Below are 26,390 nucleotides of genomic sequence, written 5' to 3' on the forward strand. Positions count from 1 at the left end.
AAATGAAGAAGGCGGCGCTGCGAGGCGCCGCCTTTTTTATTTGGTAGATTTCGATTCGGACAGGAACTGCTCAGAGCGCCCCCTTCTGTTCGCGGCGGCGGTCCAGCGCCACGTCGAACTGGCGCAGCAGCTTTTGCATGCCTTCGAAGTACAGCTTGCGCGACGGCGTGTTCTTCATGCAGCGGGCGTCCAGATGGGCGACGCTGGTCAGGGCCGATACGCAGTAGCCGAGCAGCCAGTAGCGTGAGCGGATGCTGCGCAGATAGTCGCGGAAGGGCTCCGGCTGGCCGTTCATGAAGCTGCTGAAGGAGGTCTCGTAGTCCGACAGGATGGTGCGGATGTCGAGCAGCGTGGTTTCCAGCAGCTTGCCCACCTTTTCGATGTGCATCAGCAGCTGGGTCTCGTAGGGTTTGTGCATGCGGATGTCGACCGGGATGCACTCGCGCGACTTCAGCCACGTCAGGATGGTGCGGGCGCGCGGGGCGATGCGGCGCAGCTGGTACTCGTAGAAGGTGGTGCCCTTCCACGCGCTGAAGATGGTGTCGGCTTCCGACCGTTCGATGCCGAAGGCGGAGACGAACAGGCCGGCCTCTTCCAGGTTGGGGTTCCAGATCGCTTCCAGGAAGCGCTCGATGCTCTGGGCGCTGCCCTGGCTGCCCGACAGCGCCTTGCGGACGATCGGCTCGATGCGGGCGCGGATCAACCGGCGGAGCTGGTGGTCTTCCTCGTTGGAGATCAACCAGTGGCGCGGATCGACGGCGATCTTCTCCGCCTCGAAGCAGGTCTTCAGCAGGAAGGCGTCGAGCGACGGCACGTCGTCGATCATCTGCAGCATCTTCATGTCGCCGATGATGCCGTTTTCCTGTGGCCCATGCTTGATGCCGAACTGCTCCTCCAGAAGCGATTCGGCGTTGCGGCCACGCAGATAGATGGCGATGCCGCCGGCTTCCGGCGCGCGGGCGTTGTGCGGCACATAGATGCCGGTCTCCACCGGGCGCTCGCCGCCTTCCAGATCCTCGTCCTCGGCGATGGGATCGCCACCGTCGTCGTCGCGGTCATCGAAGTTCGGGTACTTGAACAGGATGCAGTTGTTCAGGCCCTGCGCCTTGAACATGCGCTGCTCTTCGGGGATCTCCCGCGTGATGGCGATGAGATTCATCGACACGCTGGACCCGCCATAAAGGATCTGCTCAAGGATCGGAGAAACCGAGTCCATTTTCTTGCGAGCGCGCATGAATATTACCCAATCCCGCGAATATTGCTCAAATCATAAACGCCGCTTTCGCAAACGCAAAGAGGGATCGGCGGACCGATCCCTCTCTTCATCATGCGATTGCCGGCATTGTCGGCCGTCCAGCCGGCAGGCCCTCAGCCGGCCTTCGGGGTGCCGCCCAGCGAGCCGAGCAGGCTGGCGACTTCGGCCGCCTCATCCACCGCGACCATGCCGACGGTGTGATAGCCGCTGTCGACATGCATCACCTCGCCGGTGACGCCGCTGCCAAGATCGGACATCAGGAACAGGCCGGCGCCGCCGACCTCCTGGATGGTGACGTTGCGCTTCAGCGGGGCGTTCAGCTCGTTCCACTTCAGGATATAGCGGAAGTCGCCGATACCGCTGGCGGCCAGAGTCTTGATCGGACCGGCGGAGATGGCGTTGACACGGATGTTGCGGCCACCCAGATCGACTGCCAGATAGCGCACGCTGGCCTCCAGCGCCGCCTTGGCGACACCCATCACATTGTAATGGGGCATGACGCGCTCGGCGCCATAGTAGGATAGAGTGAGCAGGCTGCCGCCGTCCTTCATCAGCGGCACGGCGCGCTGCGCCACCGCGGTGAAGGAGTAGCAGGAGATGTCCATGGTGCGCAGGAAGTTGGCCCGCGTCGTGTCCAGGTACAGCCCGTCCAGCTCGTTCTTGTCGGAAAAGGCGATGGCATGAACCACGAAGTCCAGCCCGCCCCATTCCTGTTCGATGGCGGCGAAGGTCGCGTCGATGCTGGCCTCGTCCGTCACGTCGCAGGGCAGGACCAGCTTGGCGCCGACCTGCTCGGCCAGCGGCTTCACCCGCTTCAGCAGCGCGTCACCCTGGTAGGTGAAGGCAAGCTCCGCCCCGTGCTGGGCCAGGGTGGAGGCGATCCCCCAGGCGATCGAACGATCGTTGGCCACGCCCATGATCAGGCCACGCTTGCCGGCCATGAGCGGCATCGGATTGGACATCGGAACCTCGTGAACGACGGATGTGCTGCGGCTCCAGCCGCGAAAAGTGCCGCGCATCCTACACGAAAGCGCCCAACGGTCAAACCGACGCGGGCTGTCCTGCCGCAGGAGGCGACGCATGGCTCCCCCTAAGGACAGTGCCGGACGCGAGGAGGATGAGCGCAGCCGCATCCTGACCGGCCTGCGGGAGCTCGGTGGCTTCTTCGGCCACTCGATGCTGCGCTTCTACAACGACAACTGCTTCCAGACCGCGGCGGCGCTGACCTACACCTCGCTGCTGGCCATCGTGCCGATGATGACCATCGGCTTCGCCATCTTCTCCGCCTTTCCGGCCTTCAGCGCCTTGCAGTCGCGCATCCAGACCGCGCTGGTGAAGAATCTGGTGCCGGAGATCGGCGACGCGATCCTGGAATATCTCGGCCGCTTCATGGCGAATGCCGGGCAGATGCCGATCTTCGGCGTGATCGGGCTGGCGGTGTCGGCGGTGCTGCTGATCTGGACCATCGAAGGGTCCTTCGCCACCGTCTGGCGCGTGCGCGAGCCGCGGTCCTACGTGACGCGCATCCTGTCCTTCTGGGCGGTGGTGTCGCTGACCCCGCTGTTCGCCGGCGCCAGCCTGTCCCTGTCCAGCACGCTGTGGACGGCGCTGGAGGTGGCGCATCTGGAGGGCGTCGTCCATCCGCTGGCGGGGATCGGCATGCTGCTGCCCTTCGCCTTGCAGCTGGTCGGCTGTTCGCTGCTGTATCTAGTGATCCCGAATCGGGACGTGTTCTGGCTGGATGCGCTGTGCGGCGGGGCGATCGGCTCGATCCTGCTGGAAGGGTCGAAGGCGATCTTCGGCTGGTACATGCGGGAATACCCGGCCTACCAGACCATCTACGGCGCCCTGTCGGTGGTGCCGATCTTCCTGTTCTGGCTCTACATCGCCTGGTCGACGGTGCTGTTCGGTGCGGTGGTCACCGCGTCGCTGCCGGAATGGCGGGCGGGCAAGGTCACCCGTGGCGGCATGGAGGGGCTGCTGCCGGCCCAGCGGCTGGCGCTGGCGCTGGCCGTTCTGCATGAACTGATGGAGGCGAGCCGGCTGGGAGTCGGCATGCGCCGCCGCACCCTGGTCGGGCGGGTACCGGTGGGCACGCTGCTGATCGATGGCATCCTGGAACAGTTGCGCGACGCCCATTGGGTCGCCCACACCACCCGCGACGCCTGGGTGGTCACACGCGACATGGGCGAGGCGACCCTGCTGGAACTGATGAAGGCGTTGGGGATCGGCATGCGCGGCTCCGTCCACGGCCTGGGCGGACTGGATCTGCCCTGGCAGGAACGCACCGCCCGCCTGCTGGACGCCGCCGAAGCGCGGCAGAGCGACCTGCTGAACGTGCCGTTGAAGCTGCTGCTGAACGACGATCTGCCGCCCGAAGGGCAGCCGATGGGGCAGGGGACTGCCGGGCCGGTCCCGCTGCGGGCGGTGAAGAAGTAACGGTCAGGCCGTGGCGGATAGGGCGATTGGTGGCAGTGGCGGCGGGCCGAAGCGGTTCTCCGTCGCATCGCCCTTGGTCGCGGCCCAGATGATGAGGACGAGCCAGCCGATCAGCGGAACCACGCCCAGCAGCAGCCACCAGCCGGACCGCCCGATGTCGTGCAGGCGGCGGACCGACACGGCCAGGCCCGGTAGCAGGAGCACCAGATTGACGATGGAGTTCAGCGGGCTGGCGCCGTCGAAGCCGACGAGAATGGCGTCGAGGATGCTGGTGATGATGCTGACCAGCACGCTGAACAGGACCCAGTACCAGTATTCCGACCGCATGGCGCGGCCGGAGAATCCGACATATTGGGAAAACACCGATTTGATAGCGTCGACGAATCCCATAGCCCTCTCCCCGGTGGATCGCCCGTGATTGGATGGGGCTACGGTCGACAGGCAATCATCGGGGTGCAACATGCTGCTACGGGATCGGCGCACTGTGTCGCAGGATATAGCCCCCTCTTCCGGGGCGGGAGAGGGCGAATATCGCCGAGGAAGTGGTGCCCTTACTCCAGCCCGGCCTTCTTGCGGACGTCGTAGCTGCGGGTCTTGGCCCATTGTTCGACGAACTTGACCAGTTCGGCGTCCGGCGGGTCGGGCAGGACGACCTTCAGCTTCACATACTGGTCGCCCGGCTGCTTGGTGGCCTGATTGACCACGCCCTTGCCGCGCAGTCGCAGGACGGAGCCGGTGTTGGCGCCCGGCGGTACCTTCACCGCGACCTTGCCGCTGATCGTCGGGACATTGACGGTCGCCCCCAGAACTGCCTCGTTCAGGGTGATCGGCACCTCAACATGGATGTCGCTGTCCTGCCGGGTGAAGAAGGGGTGGGATTCGACATGCACCTCGACGATGGCGTCCCCGTTGGGCATGCCGCCCATGCCGGGCAGGCCCTGGCCCTTCAGGCGCAGCTTCGACTCGTTCTCCGTCCCCGGCGGGATGGCGACGTCGATGCTCTTGCCGTTGGACAGGTTGATGCGGCGCTTCGACCCGTTCGCCGCCTCCACGAAGGGGACGGTGACGGAATAGGAGATGTCGCTGCCCCGCACCTTCGGGCCGGTGGAGCCGCCGCCCGCACCTGCACCCGCTCCACCTCCTGCCCCCGGCCCGCCGGGGCGGCGCCGGCCGCCGCCGAACAGGTCGGAGAACCAGTCGTCACCGCCGCCGAAGAAGCTGTCGTCGGCGGTGCTGCTATAGGCCCGGCCGCGGCTGCCGGCGGTCCGGCCGCGCGAGCCGAAGCCCGCGTGCCGTTCCTGCCCCGACGGGTCGATCTCGCCGCGGTCGTAGCGGGCGCGCTTCTCGGCATCCGACAGCAGCGTGTAGGCGGCCGAGATTTCCTTGAACCGTTCCTCGTTGGCGGCATCGCCCGGCTTCAGATCCGGATGATGCTGCTTGGCGAGCTTGCGGTACGCCTTCTTGATGTCGTCGGCACTGGCGGACCGGCTGACGCCGAGAACGCTGTAGGGATCGCGCGTAGCCACGGGCAGAGGGTTCCCGCCCCAAGGGGGCCTTAAAGGTTGCGGGTCGGTGATGTTACGAGTTGCCGATGATCTTCCACGTACCGTCGGCCTGTTTGCAAGCGGTTCCGTACGCCTGCTCCGTCCGGCCCTTGACGACGATGGTCTGCTGGAACTCGCGGCAATAGGTGCCGGCGTTGCTGTAGCCGTCGCGGGTGGTCACGATCGTGCCGGAATTGCCCGACTGCGGGTTGTTCCAGTTGATGCGGTCGCCCACCGGAGCGGCATAGGCCTGCCGGGCCGCGGTCTCGGCATAGCCGGCATCGGCCTTGTCGAGCGAGCTGCCGACCTCGCGGCCGATGAAGGCGCCCAGCAGCGTGCCGACGCCGGTCGCCACCAGCTTGCCCGTTCCGCCGCCGATCTGCGAACCGATCAGGCCGCCGGCGACCGCACCGCCGACCGTGCCGACCGTTTCCTTCTGACCGCCCGTCTGGCACCCGGCCAGCAGGCCCACGACGATCACGGCCGGAACGACTTTCTTCACGAACATCCTTGCGCCTCGAAAAGGTTGGTTGCCGCGGCGGCCAATCGGTGGCTTCGCGGTGGACAGTGATATAAGCGACCCTATGCTTGCTGTGAATTGTGATGAGGCTGTGACCCTTACGCTTTTGCACGGAAGCCCGTCCCCGCGCCCACCTTCCGGCGGCCGGGGACTCATCGGAACAGGACCACAGGCATGACGGACAGCAACGACCGCGATCCATATAATCTCTTCGCCGAATGGATGAAGGAGGCGGAGCAGAGCGAACCCAACGACCCCAACGCCATGGCGCTGGCCACCGCCGACGCCAGCGGCATCCCGTCGGTGCGGATGGTGCTGCTGAAGGGGATCGATCCGCGCGGCTTCGTCTTCTACACCAACACCGAAAGCCGCAAGGGCGCGCAGCTGCTGGCGAATCGGAACGCCGCCCTGTGCTTCCACTGGAAGAGCCTGCGCCGTCAGGTGCGGGTGGAAGGGCCGGTGGAAATCGTCACCGACGCCGAGGCCGACGCCTATTTCGAAAGCCGCCCGCGCGAAAGCCGGATCGGCGCCTGGGCGTCGTTGCAGTCGCGCCCGCTGGAGGGCCGGTGGGAGCTGGAGAAACGGGTGGCGCAGTTCGCCGCGAAATACGCCATCGGCACCGTGCCGCGGCCGCCGCACTGGACCGGCTTCCGTGTCCTGCCGTCGCGGATCGAGTTCTGGCGCGACCGTCCGTTCCGCCTGCACGACCGGCTGGTGTTCCAGCGCGCGGAAGGAACGGACGCCAATGCGCCAAGTTGGACCACCGAGCATCTTTATCCGTAAAGGCGGAACTGTACCGGACGCCGACCGTAAGCGACCTGTAAGGATGCGCCGCTACGGTCGCGCGCCGGCCAGGATGGCCCTGGGAGCGGCCAAGTGATTCGATCGGGGGACCGTGTGAACGACAATGCGGGAAACGCGGCATCGGCGGACCGCCTGCGCCGCTATGCCACCTATGCCAGCGTGGCAGTGGCCTCCACCCTCATCGCGGCGAAGCTGGGCGCCTATCTGCTGACCGAATCGGTCAGCATCCTGTCGTCGCTGATCGATTCCTGCACCGACCTGATGGCCTCGGTGGTGACGCTGCTGGGGGTGCGCCACGCCCTGCGCCCGGCCGATGCCAACCACCGGTTCGGCCATGGCAAGGCGGAGGCGCTGGCAGCCCTGGCCCAGGCCGCCTTCATCGGCGGTTCGGCGGTCCTGCTGAGCGTCGAGGCGGTGCGGCGGCTGGTCCGGCCGGAACCGATCGCCGAGGGGACGATGGGCATCGCCGTGATGCTGCTGTCGATCCTGCTGACCGCCGGGCTGATCACCTTTCAGCGCCGGGTGCAGGCCACCACCGGCTCCGTCGCCATCGGGGCGGACCGGCTGCATTATTCCGGCGACCTGCTGATGAACGGGGCAGTCATCGTCGCCATCCTGCTGACCGAGGCGACCGGGCTGACCGTGGTCGATCCGCTGTTCGGCATCGGCATCGCCCTGTTCCTGCTGAACGGCGCCCGCGGGGTGGCGCGTGATGCCCTGGACGTGCTGATGGACCGCGAACTGGCCGAGGAGGACCGCGGCCGGATCGTCGAACTGGCACGGGCCGAGCCGGGAGTGCGCGGCCTGCATGACCTGCGCACCCGCAACGCCGGGACCGGCTGTTTCATCGAACTGCATCTGGAACTGGACGGCGGCCTGACCCTGACTGCCGCGCACGAGATCGCCGACCGGGTCGAGATGCGGCTGCGCGGAGCCTTCGCCAACTCGGAAGTGATCGTCCATCAGGAGCCGGCCGGTCTGGCCGACGAGCGGCTGGACCACCGGATCGCCGGCTGACGGCTGGCCGGACGGGTGCGCCGGGTGTCCTGTGATACGGATCCGTATTGCGGGATAACCCGCATATCGCGTCCAAGCTGGGTTGCTGCACAATCAACAGGCGTGGCTTCTCCTTAAGGTATCCTACCAAAGGACAGGGGTGCCGGGACCGACTCGGTCGCCCCATTCGTTGCGATTCTGTATCAAAAGCGCAATAATAGTTCTCGGGAGAAAGCGCTCGGTTACATAACAGCAAAAATGGGTGACGTATATGGATGGCGGCTTTGGGCTTCGTCCGCATCTGATCGCGGACATTGCGGAAGAGGCAGGCAATCTCGGCATCGAGATCGCGGATATCGCCGGCCACATCGAGGATGTGAACGCCCGCGTCACCCACCAGTCGGAGGTGTTCACCCAACTGCGCGACACCGGTGCCAAGATGTCGCGCAGCACCGAGCGGATTTCCCAGGCATCGGCCATCGCGCGCTCGGTCACCGAGCAGGCGCGGCAGGAGGTCGACAGCTCCCACGACCGGGTGCAGCAGTCGCTGTCCGACATCCATGCGCTGGTGTCGTCGGTGACGGGGATCGAGGGGCAGATCGCCGGCCTGCGCGACGCGCTGGAGCGCGTCGGCAAGGTCGCCAAGGAAATCTTCACCATCGCCAAGCAGACCAACCTGCTGGCGCTGAACGCCACCATCGAGGCGGCGCGGGCCGGCGATGCCGGGCGCGGCTTCGCCGTGGTGGCGAACGAGGTGAAGTCGCTGTCGACCAAGACCAGCGAGGCAACGACGGAGATCGACGCGACGCTGAAGGTGCTGAACGAACAGGCCCAGCGCCTGATGGTGGAGAGTGCCGCCAGCGCCACCAAGGCCCGCGCGGTCAGCGAGGGCACCACCGCCATCGGCACAGTGATCGAGACGGTCGGCCGCGCCATGCGCGAGCTGAACGGCGAGACCGACAAGATCGATGCCGCGTCGGCCGAGATCGGCGGCAATTGCGGGGAACTGGAGCGCGAGATCGCCGATCTGGCGGTGGGCGTGAAGCTGTCCAGCGAGAATCTGGCCCAGGCGCGCGACCGGGTGAACAATCTGGTCGGCATGAGTGAGCGGTTGATCGGCATCACCGCAGAGTTGAACATCGAGACGGTCGACACCCCCTTCGTCGTCGCCGTCAAGGAGGCTGCCGCCAAGGTATCGGCCGCCTTCGAGGAGGCGCTGTCGCGTGGCGACATCAGTGAATCCGACCTGTTCGACCGCAACTACCAGCCGGTCGCCGGGTCGGACCCGCAGCAGGTGATGACCCGCTACACCCAGCTGTGCGACCGCATCCTGCCCGGCATTCAGGAGCCGGTGCTGTCGGCCAACAGCCGCATCGTCTTCTGCGTTGCGGTGGATGAGAACGGCTATCTGCCCACCCACAACCGGCAGTTCAGCCAGCCCCAGGGTCGCGACCCGGTCTGGAACGCCGCCAACTGCCGCAACCGCCGCATCTTCAACGACCGCGTCGGTCTGGCCGCCGGCCGCAACACCAAGCCCTTCCTGCTGCAGACCTACCGACGCGACATGGGCGGCGGGAAATTCGCCCTGATGAAGGACGTCTCGGCCCCCGTCACCGTGCGGGGCCGCCATTGGGGCGGGCTGCGGCTGGCCTATAAGGTGTGATTGGGCAAGGTGTCATGACGGGACGGTTTCCCGGACTTCCCTCTTGATCCGCATCAACGCATGGGATCAGCCTTGCGGGTGAAATGGCGGGGCAGAGGGAGCGACCATGAAATACGTCGAAGAGTTCCGCGATCCGGTTCTTGCCCGCAACGTCGCCGCCGCCATTGCGCGGGAGGTGCGGCCTGACCGCTCCTATCACCTGATGGAGTTCTGCGGCGGCCATACCCACGCCATTTCGCGCTACGGCATCCCCGACCTGCTGCCCGGCAATGTGCGGATGGTCCATGGGCCGGGCTGCCCGGTCTGTGTCCTGCCGGTTGGGCGGATCGACGACGCCATCGCGCTCGCCCGCCGGCCGGAGGTGACGCTGTGCACCTATGGCGACGTGATGCGGGTGCCGGGGTCGGGCCGGCTCAGCCTGCTGAAGGCCAAGGCGCAGGGGGCCGACGTCCGCATGGTGGTGTCGGCCGACGCCGCCGTGCGCATCGCCGCGGAGAATCCGGACCGGCAGGTGGTGTTCCTCGCCATCGGCTTCGAGACGACGACCCCGCCCACGGCGCTGGCCGTCCGCGCCGCCGCGGCGCAGGGGCTGACCAACTTCTCCGTCTTCTGCAACCATGTGCTTACCCCCTCGGCCATCCAGGGCATCCTGTCCGGGGCCGATGAGGGGCTGTCGCTCGACGGATTCGTCGGGCCGGCCCATGTCTCCGTCGTCATCGGGTCCGAAGCCTACGCCCCGGCCGCGGTGGAGCATGGCAAGCCGGTGGTGATCTCCGGTTTCGAGCCGCTCGACGTGCTGCAATCCATCCTGATGCTGGTCCGCCAGATCAATGACGGGCGGGCGGAGGTCGAGAACCAGTTCACCCGCGCCGTCACCGCCGAGGGCAACCGCAAGGCCCAGGCGCTGGTGCTGGAGATCTTCGAGACCCGGCCATCCTTCGAATGGCGCGGCCTGGGCAGCATCCCGCACAGCGGGCTGAAGCTGCGCGAGGCCTATGCCGCTTTCGACGCGGAACAGCGCTTTTCCATCGCCGGGGCCAGCGTGCCCGATCACAAGGGCTGCGATTGCGGCGCCATCCTGCGTGGGGTGAAGCGGCCGGTCGACTGCAAGCTGTTCGACACCGTCTGCACCCCGGAAAACCCGATGGGGTCCTGCATGGTGTCGGCCGAGGGCGCCTGTGCCGCGCACTACACCTACGGACGGTTCCGCGACGCCTGATCGGTTCCGGGCGGTCGGCCTACCCTTTGCGACCTTTCGCCGCAGGCTGGGCGAAGGCTGCTGGACGAGCGACGCCCGGTTAAACATGATGCATATGAAACAATCCGCCGTGCCGCTGATCGGCTTCGCGGAGAACGGCAGACGTCGCAAGACATCGCATTTCACACCGGGAGGGCCCGCATGACCTACAAGCACATCCTCGTCCATCTCGACAGCAGCCCGCATGTCGAGGCGAGGCTCGATGCCGCCATCGCGCTGGCGCAGCGTCACGGCGCCTTCCTACGCGGCCTGTTCGCGCAGGGCGACCGCAACGCCACCAGCGTGATCGCCCGCCGGTCGAGCGACCATCTGGTGGAGGCGGCATCCCGCAGTGAGGCGCTGTTCAAGGAAAAGCTCGCCGCCGCCGGACTCCAGGGCCATTGGCACGGCCTGACCCACGGCGAATACAACCACGTCATCCGTGAGGTCATCATCTGGTCGCGCTTCGCCGACCTGACGGTGCTGGGCCAGTATGACCGCGACGCCGGATCTCAGGCGGCGCCGGAGGAACTGAACGAGCAGGTGGTGCTGAATTCCGGCCGCCCGGTTCTGGTCATCCCCTATGCCGGCCGCTTCGCCGCCATCGGCAAGCGCGTCGCCGTCGCCTGGAATGCCGAGCGCGAGGCCGCCCGCGCCCTGTCGGACGCCATGCCGATGCTGGAGAAGGCCGACGCGGTGACGGTCATCACCGTGCTGACCCAGGCCTCGTCGTCTTCGCCGGAGGCGCCGCGGGTCGGCGTGCTCGACCATCTCGCCTTCCATGGCGTGACGGCGGAGCAGACCCATTTCACCGTGACCGACATCGGTGCGATGGACGCCCTGCTGGCCCGCGCCATGGACACCGGCGCCGACCTGCTGGTGATGGGCGCCCATGGCCATTATGGCTTCCCGTTCCTGCACCGCGGCAGTGGGACCCGGCATGTCCTGCGCACCTGCCCGGTGCCGCTGCTGCTGTCGCACTGAGGTTGAGGAGGGGGCGTCGGCTTCGATACCCCCTCCCATCCCTTACGCCGCCTTCACCCCGCTTAGGAAATTCTCCACCTCCTGGCGCAGGCGGGTGGATTCAGTGCTCAGATGGTCGGCGACGCTGCGGACTTTGCCAGCGGCACGGCCGGTGTCGCCGGCGGCGCGGGTGACGCCGACGATGTTGCTGGTGACCTGCTGCGTGCCCTGCGCCGCTTCCTGGACGTTGCGGCTGATCTCCTGCGTCGCCGCACTCTGCTGTTCCACCGCCGAGGCGATGGTGGCGGAGATCTGGCTGATCTCGGTGATGATGCGGCCGATCTCCTCGATGGCGGAAACGGCTTCGCGCGTCGCACCCTGGATGGTGGCGATCTGGCCGGTGATGTCCTCGGTCGCCTTGGCCGTCTGGTTGGCCAGACTCTTCACCTCGCTCGCCACGACGGCGAAGCCCTTGCCGGCCTCCCCGGCGCGCGCCGCTTCGATGGTGGCGTTCAGCGCCAGCAGGTTGGTCTGCGCCGCGATGTTGTTGATGAGGTCCACCACCTCGCCGATCTTCTGCGCGCCTTCGGCAAGGCCGGAAACCACGCCGTTGGCGCGGCTGGCGCCGCTGACCGCCTGTTCGGCAACACGGGTCGACTGGGTGACCTGACGGCCGATCTCGGCGATGGAGGACGACAGTTCCTCCGCGGCGGCGGCGACGGTCTGGACGTTGGCGGATGCCTGTTCAGCGGCCGACGCCACCGTGGTGCTCTGTTGGTTGGTCTCGTCGGCGGTGCTGCTCAGCGTGCCTGCCGACTGCTGCATCTGGGTTGCCGCACCCGACAGGCTTTGCACCACCGCGGTGACATTGCCTTCGAAGGCGTGCATCAGTTCCTCCAACCGGGCAGTGCGGCGGGCCTTGGCCTCCTCCTCGGCGCGCTGGACGGCGGCGAGGCGGTCGGCTTCGAGGGCGTTGCGCTTGAAGACATCCACCGCGTCGGCCATGGCTCCGACCTCGTCCCGGCGGCCGACGCCGGGCACCTCGACCGTGCGGTCGCCGCCGGCATATCCGGTCGAAAATCCATAGAATAAAACTTATAGTTGCTGATTCGACGATGGGCATCCGCCAAGTTCAGCAACATTTGCATGTGAAGAGGCATTGTGTTGCATCCCTGTGCGGGCGATGCGCGGACGGCGATGGATAGACGATTGAGAGCGGTCGGCGGCGCAGGATCAGCGGCGCAGCCGCATGTCGATGTGGGGAATGCCGAAATCGTCGTAGGGCTCGGTGTCGCGAACCAATCCGAAGCTGCCGTAGAAGCGTTCCAGGTAAAGCTGCGCGCCGATCACCACGTCACGGCCGGGCCAGCGGTCCGCCAGCACCGCCAGCGATTCCGCCACCAGCGCCCGTCCCAGTCCGGTCGAGCGTTGCGACGGATCGACCGCCAGCCGGCCGAAGGAGACCGGTGAGTCCGGGCCATCGCCTTCGGGGTCCAGGCAGCGGGCGCAGCCGACGATGGCACCGTCGGCATCCGTCGCGATCAGGTGAAGCGCCCCGGGGTCGCGTCCGTCGATGTCGGGATAGGGGCACCTCTGTTCCACAACGAACACCCGGCTGCGCAAGGCCAGCAGGTCGTGCAGTTCGGTCAGCGTCAGGGTGTGGAATTCGACAGGGCGGATGGCGGGCGGGAAGTTCGTCACGGGAGGCTCAGGCGATGGCGTTGCGGATCATGTAGTCGGCGATGTCCTTGGGCTTCACCTTGACTTCGGTCAGCGGCTCGTCGGCGGTCATCGCTTTGGCGACCAGCAGGCTGTTCTGCACGTTGGTCAGGGTGATGCGGAACACGCCGGCCGCGCCCTTCAGACGCGGGTAGTAGGTGGGGTCGATCACCTTCTCGCGCCGGCCGAGCCGGGTCAGCGCGGTTTCCTCGTCCAGATCCTCGACCGGCTTGGATTGGACGAGCTTCCAGTCGGATTCCCCGCCCCAGCCGGCGGCGATGGCGGCCTTGGCTGCGGCCTCGTCCTCTGCCACGCCCAATTTGTAGATGTGTTTCCCCTGTCCGACGTCGGACGCCCATTTGGTCAGGGCGGCACTGCGCGCGACATAGACGAGGGCCATGACGACTCGATCCTTCCGGCGGAACCGTTGAGTTTATTGCGGAGTTTATTGCAGCGAAGACTGCCGCGCGATGGGCGTGATGAGGATGCGGGTGACCACGTCCTTACCGAACATGGCGATCACCGATTCATCGATGCGGCGGCGCAGGGCGGGGACGTTGGCGATGTTGCCGCGGACGATCCATCCCTCGTCCACCCCCTTGTAGATGGCGGTCAGGATGGCGTCATGCAGGCGGGGAATGCTGAGCTGCACCTCGCCCAGCTTCAGGGCATCGCCGACCTCGAGGTTCACTTCGACCTGGGTGTATTTCTCGATCCGGCCGGCATTCACCACCGGGACCATCAGCGGCTTGATCCGCACCGACGGCGGCAGGGCGCCCGCCGCCCCCTCGTTCGCTGCGGCCGGCAGCGCCGAGGGCAGCGTCAGAAACAGGGCAAGGCAGAGGGCAGACAGAAAGCCACGCATGGCAGGACACCGCGAAGGACCGGATGGCGGGGATGCTACCGGTCCGACGCGGCGCTTGCAACCGGGGCCCAGCCCCTATGCGGGGCCGGGGGCGATTGGTCACGGGGGATTAGAGGGCTTGCGCGATCAGGCGGCCTTCTTGCCGCTGGCCGCCATCGCCTTCTTGTTGACGTCGCCGATCGCCAGCTTGTTCAGCAGGGTGTCGGTGTCTTTTTCCTCCTGCAATGTCTCGTCCAGCAGCTGGGCGACCTTGTCGAGACCGCAGGCGGTGGCGTAGGCGTGCAGCGTGCCGTAGCTGGCGATTTCGTAATGCTCGACCTTCTGGGCGGCGGCGATCAGCGCGGCATCCTGCACCTCGGGCGCCAGACCCATTTCCAGGATTTCCTGGGCCTCGCTGATCAGCCCTTCCATCGCATCGCAATGCTTGCCGCGCGGGCGGGTGTCCAGTTCCTCGAACACCTGCTGAAGCCGTTCGATCTGGCCGTTGGTCTGTTCCAGATGGGTTTCGAACGCTTGGCGCAGCTGGTCGGAGCTGGCGGCCTTGGCCATCTTGGGCAGGGCCTTCGCGATCTGCTTCTCGGCGTGGTAAATGTCGCGAAGATCCTCGATCAGCAGATCCTGCATCGTCTTGGCGGCCATTGTGGTGGTCCTTCCTCGCTGTGGGTGTTGGCGGAGCGGGGCTCCTGCGCGCCGGATGGCAGCGTGGACAACAGCGATCGCCGCCTTTGTGTTGCGGTCTCGAACGGGGATTGGCCTTCGGGCAGGGGAGGGCGTGGAACATGACCGGTGGAGACGTGCTGTTCGAATTCCAGCGGGTCGGCAGCTACCTGCGGGTGACAGCGATCGACGCGAAGACCGGCGTCGAAGTGACGGTGGCCGGCCCGGCGACCGGCAGCCAGGAGTTGCTGAAGCGGACGGCGATCAACAAGCTGCGCTTTGTCCAGAACAAGGGCGCCGGCCCGGCGTCGCCGGCCAAGCCGGAGCCGCCGAAATCGGTGCCGCCCAAGCCTGGAGCGAAGCGGGGCGGCGGGCTCTATTGACCCGGCGTCGCGCAAAGAAAACGCGCCGCCGGACGGGGCCGGGCGGCGCGGATCGAAGTCTGGCTTTTGCTGATGGTGAGCGCCGGCATGCCTCCGCCGGCAATACCGGCACTGGGCCGGACCACCGGTCGTAGAGCGAACCGCTCGACCCCGACAGTAGACCTATGCCTGCTCGTTGACACTGGCGCAGGGGGTGTAACGCTTGTAGAACCGCGCATCTCTGAACGAATGGCGCATAAGAAAAGCCCCCTTTTCTGCGCCAATCGGCTGCTTAGGCGGGGGTGTCGGCTGGACCATGTTCCGTGCCGGCCTTCGGGCAGAGGAACGAAACACCAGAGGATTGAGGCCATGGTGGGTGTCAGGGTGGTGGATGTGACGGCGTTTCTGCGCGTGTCGTTGATGTCTGCGGCGGTAACGGCGACCGCTTTGGTTACGGGCCTGCCGGTGCTGGCGACTCCGCAGGCGGCGCTGGCCGCTTCATCCCAGACAACCCAGAAGCCGGACCATGGAGCCAAGGAGCATGGCAGCCGCCAGTCGGCACCCGGTGCGGGCTCTTCCGCCGGGACGGCCGGAGGAGCGACCTCGACCGCCCCTCAACCGACGACGCCGGCTGCGGGCTGCCTGAAGCCGGGTGTGCCGCTGTGCATGGACGATCAGGCGACCTTCCTCAGTGCCGATAAGATGTCGTCCTGTCAGGGTGAGGTGAAGGAGTATGTCGACAAGTCGATGGCTTATCTGACCTGTTTGAATGAAGAGAATGTGGCGACCGGTCGGGAATTGAGCCGCAACGTCGACCGTTTCAACTGCCGACTGTCAGGCCGGAAGGGCTGCGCCAACTGAAGCCGGCTGTTTTCAGGATGCTGCCAGGGTAGTTCGGGCGGCAGTTCGACCGCGACCGATTCGCATCTTCAACCAATTCGATGGTTTTGCCGTCGACCGGACACGCATACGGGCCGATTCCCTGAGGGATCGGCCCGTATTGCATACGGACTTTTCTCGATCAACCAGCCTTGCGGCGGGTCTGGCGGCCGGAGCTGCGGCCCAGACCGATGCGCTTGGCGAATTCCGAACGCTGTGCCGCATAATTCGGCGCGACCATCGGATAGTCGGGCGGAAGTCCCCAGCGGGCGCGATATTCGTCCGGCGACATGTTGTAGGTCGAACGAAGATGCCGCTTCAGCATCTTCAACTTCTTCCCATCTTCCAGGCAGACGATGTATTCGGGCGTCACCGATTTGCGAATCGGAACGGCCGGCTTCAGCGGTTCCGCCGCGACCTCACGAGGCTGACCATTCAGACCGGTCAGCGACGAGTAGACCGTATTGATCACGTCGGGGATTTGCTGAGCAGGCAACACGTTCTTGCTGACATACGCCGATACGATGTCGGCGGTCATCCGCAGCAGCGCATTGTCCGGTACATCGGCGCGAAGCTGGTCGCTCATTGCACTGTGTCCTGGTTTTTCATTTGTCCGTACGAACCAAGTTGCATACCGTGATTTGGGTGTCAATATAATTTCGGCAAGCAGCAAATTAGTTGCTCTTGCCCGCCAGAACAAAGGAACGCCGTGCAAATCAGCTTTCGCTGAAAATCGTTGCGCGGTTGTGGCTGTGTCGCAGCTTTAAGGGACGTCTAGTAAGTGCCGGCTTGCGATTTTCCCCCGACCCCGCTGCGGCAATTGACCGATTTCCCGCTCCTATAACGAATCGGCTATCTCCCTTGCTTCCGCCCTTCGGCAACGAAGAGGTGAAAATCGATACCGAACTTTCGCGGTGGTAGGGGCGGTGGCCCCGCTGCCGGTGGACCGGTTCAGGAATCGCCATGCGGGCTCCGTAGGGGCCAAGGGGGCTGTTGCCGGAAACCGCCTGCCGGGCGGGCGGTGCCGGATTTAGCTATGCATCCACGTCATGGTGTGGCTGTGGCGGTTGGCACCGACATCTGGTAGGGTGCCGGCGTCTTTCGCCGCATTGCCGGCCCAGTTGCGCATCGTGCATCCGTTACCGCCCGCACCGGAGTTTCCGCCGTCATGACCGTCCGCACCGTGGCACTCGCTTCCGATCACGCCGGCTATGAGCTGAAGGCTCAGATCGCCCGGCAGCTTGAGGGCGCCGGCTACACCGTCCTCGATCTTGGCACCGACGGGCCGGCCTCGGTCGATTACCCGGACTTCGCCGCGGCGCTGGCCGCCGCCGTCACCGACGGCCGGGCGCAACGCGGCGTGCTGATCTGCGGCAGCGGCATCGGCATCAGCATCGCCGCCAACCGCCATCCCGGCATCCGTGCCGCGCTGGTGCATGACGTGACCACCGCGCGGCTGTCGCGCGAGCACAATGACGCCAACGTGATCGCGCTGGGTGCCCGCGTCATCGGGCCGGAGATCGCCAAGGATTGCGTCGAAATGTTCCTGAAGACCGGTTTCGAAGGCGGCGAGCGCCACAGCCGCCGCATCGCCAAGATGGGCTGAGCGCGTATCCGCGCCGCCAATCCTTGGCCCATATTCGGCCGCCGAGGCCCGCAACCGGGATGCGACAGTTCCCGGAACGACCTGTCCGGGCTTCCGACCGGCTTTGCGCCCTTCGATCCTAAGGAATCTTCCGCCATGACCAGCAGCAACACCGCCGAGATCGGCCGCTTCTTCGCCGCCTCGCTTGCCGAGACCGATCCCGAACTGGCCCGCGCGGTGCGCGACGAGCTGGTGCGCCAGCAGGAGCAGATCGAGCTGATCGCGTCCGAAAACATCGTCTCCCAGGCGGTGCTGGAGGCGCAGGGCTCGGTCCTGACCAACAAATATGCCGAGGGCTATCCGGGCAAGCGCTATTACGGCGGCTGCGAGTTCGTCGATGTCGCCGAGACTCTGGCGATCGAGCGCGCCTGCAAGCTGTTCAACTGCGACTTCGCCAATGTTCAGCCGAACTCCGGCTCCCAGGCCAACCAGGCGGTTCTGCTGGCTCTGCTGCAGCCGGGCGACTGCGTGCTGGGCATGTCGCTGGCCGCCGGCGGCCATCTGACCCACGGTGCCGCCCCGAACATGTCGGGCAAGTGGTTCAAGGCCGTGCAGTATGGCGTCCGCAAGGACGATCATCTGATCGACTTCGATCAGGTCGAGGCGCTGGCCCGCGAGCACAAGCCGAAGCTGATCATCGCCGGCGGTTCCGCCTATCCGCGCGTTCTGGACTATGAGCGCTTCCGCGCCATCGCGGACGAGGTCGGTGCGATCTTCATGGTCGACATCGCCCACTATGCCGGCCTGATCGCCGGCGGCGTCTATCCGAACCCGTTCCCCTATGCCGACGTGGTCACCACCACCACCCACAAGACCCTGCGCGGTCCGCGCGGCGGCATGGTGCTGACCAACAAGGAAGACATCGCCAAGAAGATCAACTCGGCGGTGTTCCCCGGCCTGCAGGGCGGCCCGCTGATGCATGTCATCGCCGCCAAGGCGGTGGCTTTCGCCGAGGCGCTGCGTCCGGAGTTCAAGACCTACGCCCAGGCGGTGGTCGACAACGCCCAGATCCTGGCCAAGACGCTGATCGCGGGCGGGCTGGACATCGTGTCGGGCGGCACCGACAGCCACATCGTGCTGGTCGATCTGCGTCCGAAGAACCTGACCGGCAAGGCGGCGGAAGCGAGCCTGGAGCATGCCGGCATGACCTGCAACAAGAACGGCGTGCCGTTCGACCCGCAGAAGCCGATGATCACCTCCGGCGTCCGTCTGGGCAGCCCGGCGGCGACCACCCGCGGCTTCGGCGTCGCCGAGTTCAAACAGGTCGGCGAGATGATCGTCGAGACGCTGGACGGTCTGGCCGCCAGCAACTCCGGCGACAACACGGCGGTCGAGGCGTCGGTGCGCGAGCGCGTCCGCGGTCTGTGCCGTCAGTTCCCGATTTATCCGACCCTCTGATCCGATAAGGTGATCGACAGATGCGCTGCCCGTTCTGCGGAAACGAGGACACCCAGGTCAAGGACTCGCGCCCGACCGAAGACAACTCGGCAATCCGCCGGCGGCGCTTCTGTCCCAGTTGCAGCGCCCGCTTCACCACCTTCGAACGCGTCCAACTGCGCGAGCTGACGGTGGTGAAAAGCAACGGCCAGCGCGAACCCTTCGACCGCGAGAAGTTGCTGCGGTCGATGAAGATCGCGCTGCGCAAACGCCCGATCGACGCCGACCGCATCGATCGGGTGGTGAACAGCATGGTCCGTCAGCTCGAATCTTCAGGCGAGAGCGAAATCCCGTCGAAGCAGATCGGCGAGAAGATCATGGAAGCGCTGCAGACGATGGATCAGGTAGCGTATATCCGCTACGCCTCGGTCTACAAGGACTTCCGCGAAGCCTCCGACTTCAACGAGTTCGTCGAGCAGCTGGCTCCGGAAGCGTCGCCGGGGATGTGAGTGTTCTGATGCGGGGCAGGTGGTTGCCCTGCCCCGCATCAATGCCTCACCCGAACTGGGCCAGGATCGCCAGCAGCAGGATCGCCACGATGTTGGTGATCTTGATCATCGGGTTCACCGCCGGGCCGGCGGTGTCCTTGTAGGGGTCGCCGACGGTGTCGCCGGTCACCGCCGCCTTGTGGGCGTCGGATCCCTTGCCGCCGTGGTTGCCCTCCTCGATGTATTTCTTGGCATTGTCCCAGGCACCGCCGCCCGACGTCATCGAGATGGCGACGAACACGCCGGTGACGATGGTGCCGAGCAGCATGGCGCCCAGCGATGCGAAGCCGGCCGCCCGCCCGCCGATGGCGGCGATCACCACATAGAGAACCACCGGGGCCAGCACCGGCAGCAGCGAGGGGATGACCATCTCCTTGATCGCCGCCTTGGTCAGCATATCCACCGCGCGGCCGTAATCGGGCTTGGCGGTGCCCTCCATGATGCCGGGGATCTCGCGGAACTGGCGCCGCACTTCCACCACCACCGACCCGGCGGCGCGGCCGACGGCGGTCATGCCCATGGCGCCGAACAGGTAGGGCAGCAGGCCGCCCACCAGCAGCCCGACCACGACATAGGGATCGTTCAGCCGGAACTCGACCGAAATGTTCGGGAAGTAATGGCCCAAATCCTGGACGTAGGCGGCGAAGAGAACCAGTGCGGCCAGACCGGCCGAGCCGATGGCGTAGCCCTTGGTCACCGCCTTGGTGGTGTTGCCGACGGCGTCCAGTGCGTCGGTGGTGACGCGGATGTTGGCGGGCATGTCCGACATCTCGGCGATGCCGCCGGCATTGTCGGTGACCGGGCCGTAGGCGTCGAGCGCCACCACCATGCCGGCCAGCGCCAGCATCGTCGTCGCGGCGATGCCGATGCCGAAGACGCCGGCCTGCCCATGGGCGATCAGGATGCCGGCGCAGATGACGATCACCGGCAGGGCGGTCGATTCCATCGACACGGCGAGGCCCTGGATGACGTTGGTGCCGTGCCCGGTCTCCGACGCCTTGGCGACGCTGCGCACCGGGCGGAAGGAGGTGGAGGTGTAGAACTCGGTAATCCAGACCAGCAGACCGGTGACGCCCAGCCCGACCAGGGCCGAGACGAACAGGTTGAAGCCGGTGATCGACACGCCGTCGGTCATGGTGATGGCGCGGGTGAAGCCGAACAGGATCGCCGTGACGATCAGGATCAGCACCAGCGAGATGCCGGCCGCGACGATCAGCCCCTTGTAGAGCGCCTTCATGATGGCGTTGTCGGGGCCGAGCTTCACCGCGAAGGTGCCGGCGACCGAGGCCAGGATGCAGACGGCGCCGATCAGCAGCGGATAGACCAGCATCATCCGCAAGACACCGCCGGAAAAGAAAATCGCCGCCAACAGCATGGTGGCGACGATGGTGACGGCGTAGGTTTCGAACAGGTCGGCGGCCATACCGGCGCAGTCGCCGACATTGTCGCCGACATTGTCGGCGATGACCGCTGGGTTGCGCGGGTCGTCCTCCGGGATGCCGGCCTCCACCTTGCCGACCAGATCGGCGCCGACGTCGGCGCCCTTGGTGAAGATGCCGCCGCCCAGCCGGGCGAAGATGGAGATCAGCGAGGCGCCGAAGCTGAGCGCCACCAGCGCCTCCAGCACGGTGCGGACCTCGACGGGATCGCTGACATGGTAGACCAGCGTCAGGATGCCGAAATAGCCGCCGACACCCAGCAGCCCCAGCCCGACCACCAGCATGCCGGTGATCGCCCCCGATTTGAAGGCGATGTCGAGCGCCGGAGCCAGCCCGCGGGTGGCGGCCTCCGCCGTGCGGACGTTGGCGCGGACCGAGACGTTCATGCCGACATAGCCGGCGCTGCCCGACAGCACGGCGCCGATCAGGAAGCCGAGCGCCACCGGAAAGCCCAGCGTCACCCACAGGATGACCAGCAGGACGACTCCGGCGATGGCGATGGTGGTGTATTGGCGGTTCAGATAGGCGCGTGCCCCTTCCTGCACCGCGGCGGCGATGGCCTGCATCCGGTCGGACCCAGGCGATGCGGCCATGACTTCTTTTCCGGTACGAAAACCGTAGGCCAGCGCGAGCAGGCCGGCGGCGATGATGACGATGAACGCTAGAGCCATCGCATCCCCCGATTGCTTTTAAGGACGCGCCCCGGAAAGGCTGGTCCCACCACGCATTCAAGTGGGGGAGAAGTCGGGCGCAAGTATTATCGGGAAAAGCATGCGCCCGGTCCCGCCGCTTTGCAACCGCTGGACGGGCGGACGCGACGCGGCGAAATGGCCGAGGGTGACCCTGGCCTTTGTGGGTAGTGGTGGGATTCTGCACCGCAAAATGGGCGCGAATTGCGGAGGGTGCAGGACGCGTTCAGAGATTGCGCTGCGTAACCGCCTGGACCAGCACATCGTAGACCGCGTCCTTGCCCACGACTTTGGCGGCGGCCTCGACCAATTTGGTCTTTACGGCAGGAATATTGACCAAAGCCCCGCTCAGGATCGACTGATCGGCAATGCCGCCGTAAAGCGCGGTCAGGAAGGCGTCGGTCAGGCGTGGCTGGTTGGCCTGCACGATCGGCTGCTTTTCCAGATGCACCTCCACCGCGACCACGACGGTCACGAACTGCTCGACTCGGGACGGGCCGATCATCGGCACCACCAGCGGCGGCAGGCGGACGAAGGCGGTCGGCGGCTTGGGCGGCGGTTCGACCTTCTTGGGCTCTTCCGGGTGCGGGACGAAGTATTTCTGATAGACGAACCAGCCGCCGAAGCTGGCACCGCCCAGCAGCACGATGCCGAGCACGAGGACGATCAGAGCCTTGACCACGGCAACACACCTTACGCAGACGGCGACCCGCCGAACCCTGCGCCGCGTATGCTTTCGATTGTCTTAAATGGACGGCACCGGGCACGGCCGGTCAGAAATGGTCCCAGCCGCGCCGGGTGAGCGGCAGAAGCGAACCGGCGGCGTCCAGCACGGAAACCTCGCCGGGCGTGCCGGAGCGGAGTTCGCCGATCTCGGCGATCGCCACCCCACAGTCGGCGGACAGGGTTTCCAAGGCCTCGCGGGCTGCGGGCGGGGCGGTGAACAGAAGCTCGTAATCGTCGCCGCCGGTGATGGCGAGCGCCAGCCGCACCGGATCGCCGTCGATGGCGCCGCGGGCGGCGTCCGACAGGGGGACCGCAGCGGCGTGGAGCAGGGCGGCGCAGCCCGATTCCTCGCAGAGATGGCCGAGGTCGGCGACCAACCCGTCGGACACGTCCATCGCACCGCTGGCCAGCCCGATCAGGCGCGGCCCGACGGTCGTGCGCGGGTCGGGCCGGCGCATGCGGCGCAGCAGATGGGCGCGGGTTTGCTCGTCCGGGATGTCGAGGCGGCCATAGGCGATCTCCAACCCCAGGGCGGCATCGCCGATGCTGCCGGTAACGAAGACCCGGTCGCCGGATCGGCCGCCCCAGCGCGGCAGGGCGCGACCGGTGGGGACAAGCCCGAAGGCGGTTACCGAGAGTGTGATGGGGCCGCTGGTGGAGACCGAATCGCCACCGGCCAGCGCGATGCCGAACTGGTGCTGGTCTTCGCCGAGGCCGGCGGCGAAACCCTCCAGCCAGGATTCGTCCAGCCCGCGGGGCAGGGCGGTCACCAACGTGTAGGCCAGCGGCTCCGCCCCCATGGCGGCTAGATCGGACAGGTTGCTGCGCATCAGCTTGGCGGCGATGTCGGCCGGTGCGTCATCGGGGAAGAAATGCACCCCGGCGACCATTGCGTCGGTGGTGACGACCAGTTCCCGCCCTTCCGGCACACCGAACACGGCGGCGTCGTCGCGCAGGCCGCGGGCACCCGGGAAGCCGGCGGCCAGCGGCTTGAAGAAACGGGTGATGCGGCCGAACTCGCCGAGGGGGCGATTCCCCCTCTCCCCCCCGGGGAGAGGGTCGGGGTGAGGGGGATGCACGGGGTGGATTTTCGTGAAAGGCACGCTGTGCGATCCCCTCACCCTAACCCTCTCCCCAGGGGGGAGAGGGGATTTCTTCGAGTTTTAGTTCACTCCTCGGCCGCGCTGCGGCCGGGGTCGGGCTTGGCGAGGTCGTCGGCGCGGAGCGCGCGGGCGACATGGTCGAGCACGCCGTTCACCATCGCCGGCTCGCGGCCGGAGAAGAAGGCGCGGGCGACGTCGACATACTCGCTGATGAGGATGCGCGGGTGGGTGTCCGTGTGGACCGCGATCTCATAGGCGCCGGCGCGCAGGATGGCGCGCAGCAGCAACTCCAGCCGGTCGAGCGGGAAACGCGGGTCGAGTGCCGCGCCCAGCACCCCGTCGACCTCGGCCCGGCGATGGATCGCGCCGCGGACGATGTCGGCGAACAGCTGCGGATCGCCGGAAACGAACTTGTCGCCGTCGATCTCCTCGCCCAGCCGGTGGGCGACGAACTCGCCGACGACATTCTCAACCGGGGCCTGGGCCAGATCGATCTGGTACAGCGCCTGGGCCGCGGCCAGACGGGCGGCCTTGCGGCGCGCCTTGGCGGAGCCGCCGCCGGTCTTGTTCTTGCGGGACTTCGATTTGCCCTTGGAAGCGCTACCCTTGGGGGCGTGGTCGGGTGTCACGGGGCTGCCCGCGTCGTCGTTGCTCATGATCTGCAGTCGCTAAAAGAGAGGAGATGTCGGGGTCAGCGCGGATAGAGGCGGAATTTGCGCTTCAGGTCAATCATGTCAAGACAGGCCCGCGCGGCACGCCCGCCGGTATTGACCGATCCGACATTGGCCCGCGCCCAGGCCTGCTCGCGATTTTCCACCGTCAGGATGCCGTTTCCGACCGCCAGACTGTAGCGCAGGGCCAGATCCTGCAAGCCGCGGGCGCTTTCGGCGCAGATGGTGTCGTACCGCGTCGTCTCGCCCCGGATCACGCAGCCCAACGCCACGTAGCCGTCGAAGCGTTTGCGCGCGGTGAAGAAATCCATGGAGCGGATGGCGTACATGATCGCCGCCGGAAGCTCCAGACAGCCGGGCACGCCATAGCGGATGTGCGTGGCGCCGGCGCGGTCCAGTTCCGCAACGGCACCACGCGCCAGCTCGTCAGCGATGTCCTCGTGGACGCGGGCGTCCACGACCATGATGTGGGGCGTATCGGTCATCCGGCGGGGACCAGTCCCTTCTCAGTCGTCACCGGGATCGGCGGCACCCGGAGAGATGGCGCGGTGGCCGACCACGGTCAGGCCGTAGCCCTCCAGCCCGATGATCGGCTTCTTGCGGTTGGAAATCAGGACCATCTTGCGTACGCCGAGATCCAGCAGGATCTGGGCGCCGATGCCGTAGTCGCGCAGTTCCGGGACGCTGCCGGCCTGACCCTCCAGCCGGGCCTTCAGCGTGACCGACAGACCGTTCGGGTTCGGCTCCCGCAGCAGCACGACGACGCCACGGCCTTCCTTGGCGATCAGCTCCATCGAGGCATGCAGGTCGTTGTCGCGGCCGGAATTGCGGTCGCCCAGCACGTCGTCCAGCACCGACTGGGCATGCATGCGCACCAGCACCGGCTCGTCACCGGAGATGTCGCCGCGGACCAGCGCGATGTGTTCGGCGTACTGAATCTTGTTGACGTAGACGTAGGACTGGAAGCGGCCGCCGTAACGGCTGTCCAGCGTACCGGCCAGAACCTGTTCGACGATGGTCTCGGTGCGGCGGCGGTAGGCGATCAGGTCGGCTATGGTGCCCACCTTCAGCCCGTGGAACTGGGCGAACTGCACCAGATCCGGCAGGCGGGCCATGGTGCCGTCGTCGTTCATGATCTCGCAGATCACGGCCGAGTTGGAATGGCCGGACAGGCGGGCGATATCGACCGACGCCTCCGTATGGCCGGCGCGGACCAGCACGCCGCCGTCACGCGCCAGCAGCGGGAAGATGTGGCCGGGGGTGGCGAGGTCCTGCGGGCCGGATGCCGGGTCGATGGCGACGGCGATGGTGCGGGCGCGGTCGGCGGCGGAGATGCCGGTGGTCACGCCCTCGCGCGCCTCGATCGAGACGGTGAAGGCGGTCTGGTGGCGCGACGCGTTCTGCTGCGCCATCAGGGGCAGGCGCAGCCGCTCGATGTTCGGCCGGTCCATGGTCAGGCAGATCAGGCCGCGCCCGTGCTTGGCCATGAAGTTCACCGCTTCCGGCGTGGCGCAGGAGGCGGGGATCACCAGATCGCCTTCGTTCTCCCGGTCCTCGTCATCGACCAGGATGAACATCCTGCCCTGACGCGCCTCTTCGATGATCTCTTCGGCGGTCGACAGGTATTGGTGAAACTCGGACGTCATTCCTGCCCCGCGAGCCGGGCGACGTAGCGCGCCAGCATATCGATTTCGAGATTGACCGCATCGCCCTCCTTCAGCCCGCCGAAGGTCGTGGCGGTCTGGGTGTGGGGGATGATGTTGACGCCGAAGCGCTTGCCGTCGACCTCGTTGACGGTCAGCGACACGCCGTCGATGGCGACCGAGCCCTTGGGCGCGATGTATTTGGCGAGGCTGGCCGGCGCCTCGAAGGTCAGGCGCAGCGATTCGCCTTCGGGGCGGATCGACAGCAGCCGGCCGACGCCGTCGACATGGCCGGACACGATGTGGCCGCCCAGCTCGTCGCCGACCTTCAGCGCGCGTTCCAGGTTGACGCGGGTGCCGGGTTCCCAGCCGCCGAGCGTCGTCTTCGACAGGGTCTCGCCAGAGGCCTGGATGACGTACGACCCCGGCCCCTTTTCGATGACCGTCAGGCAGACGCCGTTATGGGCGATGGACGCCCCGATCGCGATCGTCTCCGTGTCGAAGGCGGTCTCGATGGTGAACCGGGTGTCGCCCTGCCGCTCCACGGCCCGGACGCGCCCGACATCGGTGATGATTCCGGTGAACATGCGGGGAATTTAGCAGGTTTCGCGGCCAGGGGAAGCGCGCGCGACAGCGCGGGCGGCGC

At 66.5% G+C, this 26,390-nt stretch carries 29 protein-coding genes; 11 read left to right on the plus strand and 18 right to left on the minus strand.

Annotated features, from left to right (window positions below; translation table 11 throughout):
- Nucleotides 1-70 precede the first annotated feature (70 nt).
- Together J2848_RS01565 and fabI are read right to left on the minus strand one after the other, a co-directional pair.
- On the minus strand, nucleotides 71-1,159 hold the full coding sequence (locus tag J2848_RS01565; protein WP_246193782.1) for a hypothetical protein: 1,089 nt from the start codon (nucleotides 1,157-1,159) through the stop codon (nucleotides 71-73).
- A 209-nt stretch (nucleotides 1,160-1,368) separates the two neighbouring features.
- Nucleotides 1,369-2,217: an enoyl-ACP reductase FabI gene (gene fabI / locus J2848_RS01570; protein WP_149230709.1), complete on the minus strand. Its 849-nt coding sequence runs from the start codon at nucleotides 2,215-2,217 to the stop codon at nucleotides 1,369-1,371.
- Between the two features lie 118 nt (nucleotides 2,218-2,335).
- On the opposite strand from fabI, the gene J2848_RS01575 reads away from it, so the two are divergent.
- Nucleotides 2,336-3,694: a YihY family inner membrane protein gene (locus tag J2848_RS01575; RefSeq protein ID WP_149230710.1), complete on the plus strand. Its 1,359-nt coding sequence runs from the start codon at nucleotides 2,336-2,338 to the stop codon at nucleotides 3,692-3,694.
- Nucleotides 3,695-3,697: 3 nt separating this feature from the next.
- Here the strand turns inward: J2848_RS01575 and J2848_RS01580 are convergent, their stop codons facing one another.
- The 3 genes from J2848_RS01580 to J2848_RS01590 form a co-directional block, all read right to left on the minus strand.
- Nucleotides 3,698-4,084 carry a DUF805 domain-containing protein gene (locus tag J2848_RS01580; RefSeq protein ID WP_149230711.1) on the minus strand — a complete coding sequence of 129 codons (387 nt, stop codon included), beginning with the start codon at nucleotides 4,082-4,084 and terminating at the stop codon, nucleotides 3,698-3,700.
- 161 nt (nucleotides 4,085-4,245) lie between these two features.
- Nucleotides 4,246-5,220: a DnaJ C-terminal domain-containing protein gene (locus J2848_RS01585; protein ID WP_149230712.1), complete on the minus strand. Its 975-nt coding sequence runs from the start codon at nucleotides 5,218-5,220 to the stop codon at nucleotides 4,246-4,248.
- Between the two features lie 52 nt (nucleotides 5,221-5,272).
- Entirely contained in the window at nucleotides 5,273-5,746 is a 474-nt protein-coding gene (locus J2848_RS01590; RefSeq protein WP_149230713.1) for an RT0821/Lpp0805 family surface protein, read from the minus strand.
- Nucleotides 5,747-5,932: 186 nt separating this feature from the next.
- On the opposite strand from J2848_RS01590, the gene pdxH reads away from it, so the two are divergent.
- The 5 genes from pdxH to J2848_RS01615 all read left to right on the plus strand — a co-directional run bounded on the left by pdxH (nucleotide 5,933) and on the right by J2848_RS01615 (nucleotide 11,442).
- A complete protein-coding gene (gene pdxH / locus J2848_RS01595) occupies nucleotides 5,933-6,541 on the plus strand; it encodes a pyridoxamine 5'-phosphate oxidase (protein WP_149230714.1) in 609 nt (202 codons plus the stop codon).
- A 114-nt stretch (nucleotides 6,542-6,655) separates the two neighbouring features.
- Nucleotides 6,656-7,579, plus strand: a complete 924-nt coding sequence (locus tag J2848_RS01600; protein WP_149230879.1) for a cation diffusion facilitator family transporter — start codon at nucleotides 6,656-6,658, stop codon at nucleotides 7,577-7,579.
- 250 nt (nucleotides 7,580-7,829) lie between these two features.
- Nucleotides 7,830-9,221 (plus strand): methyl-accepting chemotaxis protein, encoded by a 1,392-nt coding sequence (locus J2848_RS01605; RefSeq protein WP_149230880.1) that lies wholly within the window; start codon nucleotides 7,830-7,832, stop codon nucleotides 9,219-9,221.
- 106 nt (nucleotides 9,222-9,327) lie between these two features.
- Complete coding sequence (gene hypD / locus J2848_RS01610) at nucleotides 9,328-10,440, plus strand: hydrogenase formation protein HypD (protein WP_149230715.1); 1,113 nt, start codon at nucleotides 9,328-9,330, stop codon at nucleotides 10,438-10,440.
- Nucleotides 10,441-10,620: 180 nt separating this feature from the next.
- Nucleotides 10,621-11,442, plus strand: coding sequence for a universal stress protein (locus tag J2848_RS01615; protein WP_149230716.1), 822 nt, complete (start codon nucleotides 10,621-10,623; stop codon nucleotides 11,440-11,442).
- A 42-nt stretch (nucleotides 11,443-11,484) separates the two neighbouring features.
- Here J2848_RS01615 and J2848_RS01620 read toward each other — a convergent pair whose 3' ends face one another.
- From J2848_RS01620 to J2848_RS01640, 5 genes are all read right to left on the minus strand, one after another.
- Nucleotides 11,485-12,426 carry a methyl-accepting chemotaxis protein gene (locus J2848_RS01620; RefSeq protein ID WP_246193763.1) on the minus strand — a complete coding sequence of 314 codons (942 nt, stop codon included), beginning with the start codon at nucleotides 12,424-12,426 and terminating at the stop codon, nucleotides 11,485-11,487.
- Nucleotides 12,427-12,654: 228 nt separating this feature from the next.
- Complete coding sequence (locus tag J2848_RS01625; RefSeq protein ID WP_149230717.1) at nucleotides 12,655-13,122, minus strand: GNAT family N-acetyltransferase; 468 nt, start codon at nucleotides 13,120-13,122, stop codon at nucleotides 12,655-12,657.
- A gap of 7 nt (nucleotides 13,123-13,129) precedes the next feature.
- Nucleotides 13,130-13,540, minus strand: coding sequence for a hypothetical protein (locus J2848_RS01630; RefSeq protein ID WP_149230718.1), 411 nt, complete (start codon nucleotides 13,538-13,540; stop codon nucleotides 13,130-13,132).
- Between the two features lie 45 nt (nucleotides 13,541-13,585).
- Nucleotides 13,586-14,005: a flagellar basal body-associated FliL family protein gene (locus J2848_RS01635; RefSeq protein ID WP_149230719.1), complete on the minus strand. Its 420-nt coding sequence runs from the start codon at nucleotides 14,003-14,005 to the stop codon at nucleotides 13,586-13,588.
- A gap of 126 nt (nucleotides 14,006-14,131) precedes the next feature.
- Nucleotides 14,132-14,644, minus strand: a complete 513-nt coding sequence (locus tag J2848_RS01640; RefSeq protein ID WP_149230720.1) for a YciE/YciF ferroxidase family protein — start codon at nucleotides 14,642-14,644, stop codon at nucleotides 14,132-14,134.
- A gap of 140 nt (nucleotides 14,645-14,784) precedes the next feature.
- Here J2848_RS01640 and J2848_RS01645 point away from each other — a divergent pair, with 140 nt between their 5' ends.
- Together J2848_RS01645 and J2848_RS01650 are read left to right on the plus strand one after the other, a co-directional pair.
- Nucleotides 14,785-15,045 carry a DUF6898 family protein gene (locus J2848_RS01645; protein ID WP_149230721.1) on the plus strand — a complete coding sequence of 87 codons (261 nt, stop codon included), beginning with the start codon at nucleotides 14,785-14,787 and terminating at the stop codon, nucleotides 15,043-15,045.
- 348 nt (nucleotides 15,046-15,393) lie between these two features.
- The gene (locus tag J2848_RS01650; protein ID WP_246193764.1) at nucleotides 15,394-15,885 is read left to right on the plus strand and encodes a hypothetical protein; all 492 of its coding nucleotides are present in this window, start codon (nucleotides 15,394-15,396) and stop codon (nucleotides 15,883-15,885) included.
- Between the two features lie 160 nt (nucleotides 15,886-16,045).
- Here J2848_RS01650 and J2848_RS01655 read toward each other — a convergent pair whose 3' ends face one another.
- Nucleotides 16,046-16,489 carry a Ros/MucR family transcriptional regulator gene (locus J2848_RS01655; RefSeq protein ID WP_014247241.1) on the minus strand — a complete coding sequence of 148 codons (444 nt, stop codon included), beginning with the start codon at nucleotides 16,487-16,489 and terminating at the stop codon, nucleotides 16,046-16,048.
- 582 nt (nucleotides 16,490-17,071) lie between these two features.
- Between J2848_RS01655 and rpiB the strand changes: the two genes are divergently transcribed.
- The 3 genes from rpiB to nrdR all read left to right on the plus strand — a co-directional run bounded on the left by rpiB (nucleotide 17,072) and on the right by nrdR (nucleotide 19,434).
- Entirely contained in the window at nucleotides 17,072-17,509 is a 438-nt protein-coding gene (gene rpiB, locus J2848_RS01660; protein ID WP_149230722.1) for a ribose 5-phosphate isomerase B, read from the plus strand.
- Nucleotides 17,510-17,644: 135 nt separating this feature from the next.
- Nucleotides 17,645-18,946: a serine hydroxymethyltransferase gene (gene glyA / locus J2848_RS01665; protein ID WP_149230723.1), complete on the plus strand. Its 1,302-nt coding sequence runs from the start codon at nucleotides 17,645-17,647 to the stop codon at nucleotides 18,944-18,946.
- Nucleotides 18,947-18,966: 20 nt separating this feature from the next.
- The gene (nrdR, locus tag J2848_RS01670) at nucleotides 18,967-19,434 is read left to right on the plus strand and encodes a transcriptional regulator NrdR (protein WP_014247245.1); all 468 of its coding nucleotides are present in this window, start codon (nucleotides 18,967-18,969) and stop codon (nucleotides 19,432-19,434) included.
- A 46-nt stretch (nucleotides 19,435-19,480) separates the two neighbouring features.
- Here the strand turns inward: nrdR and J2848_RS01675 are convergent, their stop codons facing one another.
- From J2848_RS01675 to J2848_RS01705, 7 genes are all read right to left on the minus strand, one after another.
- Nucleotides 19,481-21,583 (minus strand): sodium-translocating pyrophosphatase, encoded by a 2,103-nt coding sequence (locus tag J2848_RS01675; protein WP_149230724.1) that lies wholly within the window; start codon nucleotides 21,581-21,583, stop codon nucleotides 19,481-19,483.
- Nucleotides 21,584-21,827: 244 nt separating this feature from the next.
- Nucleotides 21,828-22,283: a hypothetical protein gene (locus tag J2848_RS01680; protein WP_149230725.1), complete on the minus strand. Its 456-nt coding sequence runs from the start codon at nucleotides 22,281-22,283 to the stop codon at nucleotides 21,828-21,830.
- Between the two features lie 91 nt (nucleotides 22,284-22,374).
- Complete coding sequence (gene thiL / locus J2848_RS01685; RefSeq protein WP_149230882.1) at nucleotides 22,375-23,406, minus strand: thiamine-phosphate kinase; 1,032 nt, start codon at nucleotides 23,404-23,406, stop codon at nucleotides 22,375-22,377.
- An 89-nt stretch (nucleotides 23,407-23,495) separates the two neighbouring features.
- On the minus strand, nucleotides 23,496-24,086 hold the full coding sequence (gene nusB / locus J2848_RS01690) for a transcription antitermination factor NusB (RefSeq protein ID WP_149230726.1): 591 nt from the start codon (nucleotides 24,084-24,086) through the stop codon (nucleotides 23,496-23,498).
- Nucleotides 24,087-24,121: 35 nt separating this feature from the next.
- On the minus strand, nucleotides 24,122-24,586 hold the full coding sequence (ribH, locus tag J2848_RS01695; protein ID WP_098740208.1) for a 6,7-dimethyl-8-ribityllumazine synthase: 465 nt from the start codon (nucleotides 24,584-24,586) through the stop codon (nucleotides 24,122-24,124).
- A gap of 21 nt (nucleotides 24,587-24,607) precedes the next feature.
- Entirely contained in the window at nucleotides 24,608-25,747 is a 1,140-nt protein-coding gene (gene ribB, locus J2848_RS01700; RefSeq protein WP_149230727.1) for a 3,4-dihydroxy-2-butanone-4-phosphate synthase, read from the minus strand.
- Nucleotides 25,744-26,331 (minus strand): riboflavin synthase, encoded by a 588-nt coding sequence (locus J2848_RS01705; RefSeq protein ID WP_149230728.1) that lies wholly within the window; start codon nucleotides 26,329-26,331, stop codon nucleotides 25,744-25,746. Before J2848_RS01705 ends, ribB begins: the two co-directional genes overlap by 4 nt.
- Nucleotides 26,332-26,390 lie beyond the last annotated feature (59 nt).

It is taken from the genome of Azospirillum lipoferum (genome assembly GCF_024170005.1).
GTDB classification, from domain to species: domain Bacteria; phylum Pseudomonadota; class Alphaproteobacteria; order Azospirillales; family Azospirillaceae; genus Azospirillum; species Azospirillum lipoferum.

Bases quoted from the DNA above. Each gene is read 5' to 3' on its own strand.
- J2848_RS01565 (WP_246193782.1), bottom strand. From the start codon at position 1,159: ATGAATCTCATCGCCATCACGCGGGAGATCCCCGAAGAGCAGCGCATG.
- fabI (WP_149230709.1), bottom strand. From the start codon at position 2,217: ATGTCCAATCCGATGCCGCTCATGGCCGGCAAGCGTGGCCTGATCATG.
- J2848_RS01575 (WP_149230710.1), top strand. From the start codon at position 2,336: ATGGCTCCCCCTAAGGACAGTGCCGGACGCGAGGAGGATGAGCGCAGC.
- J2848_RS01580 (WP_149230711.1), bottom strand. From the start codon at position 4,084: ATGGGATTCGTCGACGCTATCAAATCGGTGTTTTCCCAATATGTCGGA.
- J2848_RS01590 (WP_149230713.1), bottom strand. From the start codon at position 5,746: ATGTTCGTGAAGAAAGTCGTTCCGGCCGTGATCGTCGTGGGCCTGCTG.
- pdxH (WP_149230714.1), top strand. From the start codon at position 5,933: ATGACGGACAGCAACGACCGCGATCCATATAATCTCTTCGCCGAATGG.
- J2848_RS01605 (WP_149230880.1), top strand. From the start codon at position 7,830: ATGGATGGCGGCTTTGGGCTTCGTCCGCATCTGATCGCGGACATTGCG.
- hypD (WP_149230715.1), top strand. From the start codon at position 9,328: ATGAAATACGTCGAAGAGTTCCGCGATCCGGTTCTTGCCCGCAACGTC.
- J2848_RS01615 (WP_149230716.1), top strand. From the start codon at position 10,621: ATGACCTACAAGCACATCCTCGTCCATCTCGACAGCAGCCCGCATGTC.
- J2848_RS01620 (WP_246193763.1), bottom strand. From the start codon at position 12,426: ATGGCCGACGCGGTGGATGTCTTCAAGCGCAACGCCCTCGAAGCCGAC.
- J2848_RS01630 (WP_149230718.1), bottom strand. From the start codon at position 13,540: ATGGCCCTCGTCTATGTCGCGCGCAGTGCCGCCCTGACCAAATGGGCG.
- J2848_RS01635 (WP_149230719.1), bottom strand. From the start codon at position 14,005: ATGCGTGGCTTTCTGTCTGCCCTCTGCCTTGCCCTGTTTCTGACGCTG.
- J2848_RS01640 (WP_149230720.1), bottom strand. From the start codon at position 14,644: ATGGCCGCCAAGACGATGCAGGATCTGCTGATCGAGGATCTTCGCGAC.
- J2848_RS01645 (WP_149230721.1), top strand. From the start codon at position 14,785: ATGACCGGTGGAGACGTGCTGTTCGAATTCCAGCGGGTCGGCAGCTAC.
- J2848_RS01650 (WP_246193764.1), top strand. From the start codon at position 15,394: ATGGTGGGTGTCAGGGTGGTGGATGTGACGGCGTTTCTGCGCGTGTCG.
- J2848_RS01655 (WP_014247241.1), bottom strand. From the start codon at position 16,489: ATGAGCGACCAGCTTCGCGCCGATGTACCGGACAATGCGCTGCTGCGG.
- rpiB (WP_149230722.1), top strand. From the start codon at position 17,072: ATGACCGTCCGCACCGTGGCACTCGCTTCCGATCACGCCGGCTATGAG.
- glyA (WP_149230723.1), top strand. From the start codon at position 17,645: ATGACCAGCAGCAACACCGCCGAGATCGGCCGCTTCTTCGCCGCCTCG.
- nrdR (WP_014247245.1), top strand. From the start codon at position 18,967: ATGCGCTGCCCGTTCTGCGGAAACGAGGACACCCAGGTCAAGGACTCG.
- J2848_RS01675 (WP_149230724.1), bottom strand. From the start codon at position 21,583: ATGGCTCTAGCGTTCATCGTCATCATCGCCGCCGGCCTGCTCGCGCTG.
- nusB (WP_149230726.1), bottom strand. From the start codon at position 24,086: ATGAGCAACGACGACGCGGGCAGCCCCGTGACACCCGACCACGCCCCC.
- ribH (WP_098740208.1), bottom strand. From the start codon at position 24,586: ATGACCGATACGCCCCACATCATGGTCGTGGACGCCCGCGTCCACGAG.
- ribB (WP_149230727.1), bottom strand. From the start codon at position 25,747: ATGACGTCCGAGTTTCACCAATACCTGTCGACCGCCGAAGAGATCATC.
- J2848_RS01705 (WP_149230728.1), bottom strand. From the start codon at position 26,331: ATGTTCACCGGAATCATCACCGATGTCGGGCGCGTCCGGGCCGTGGAG.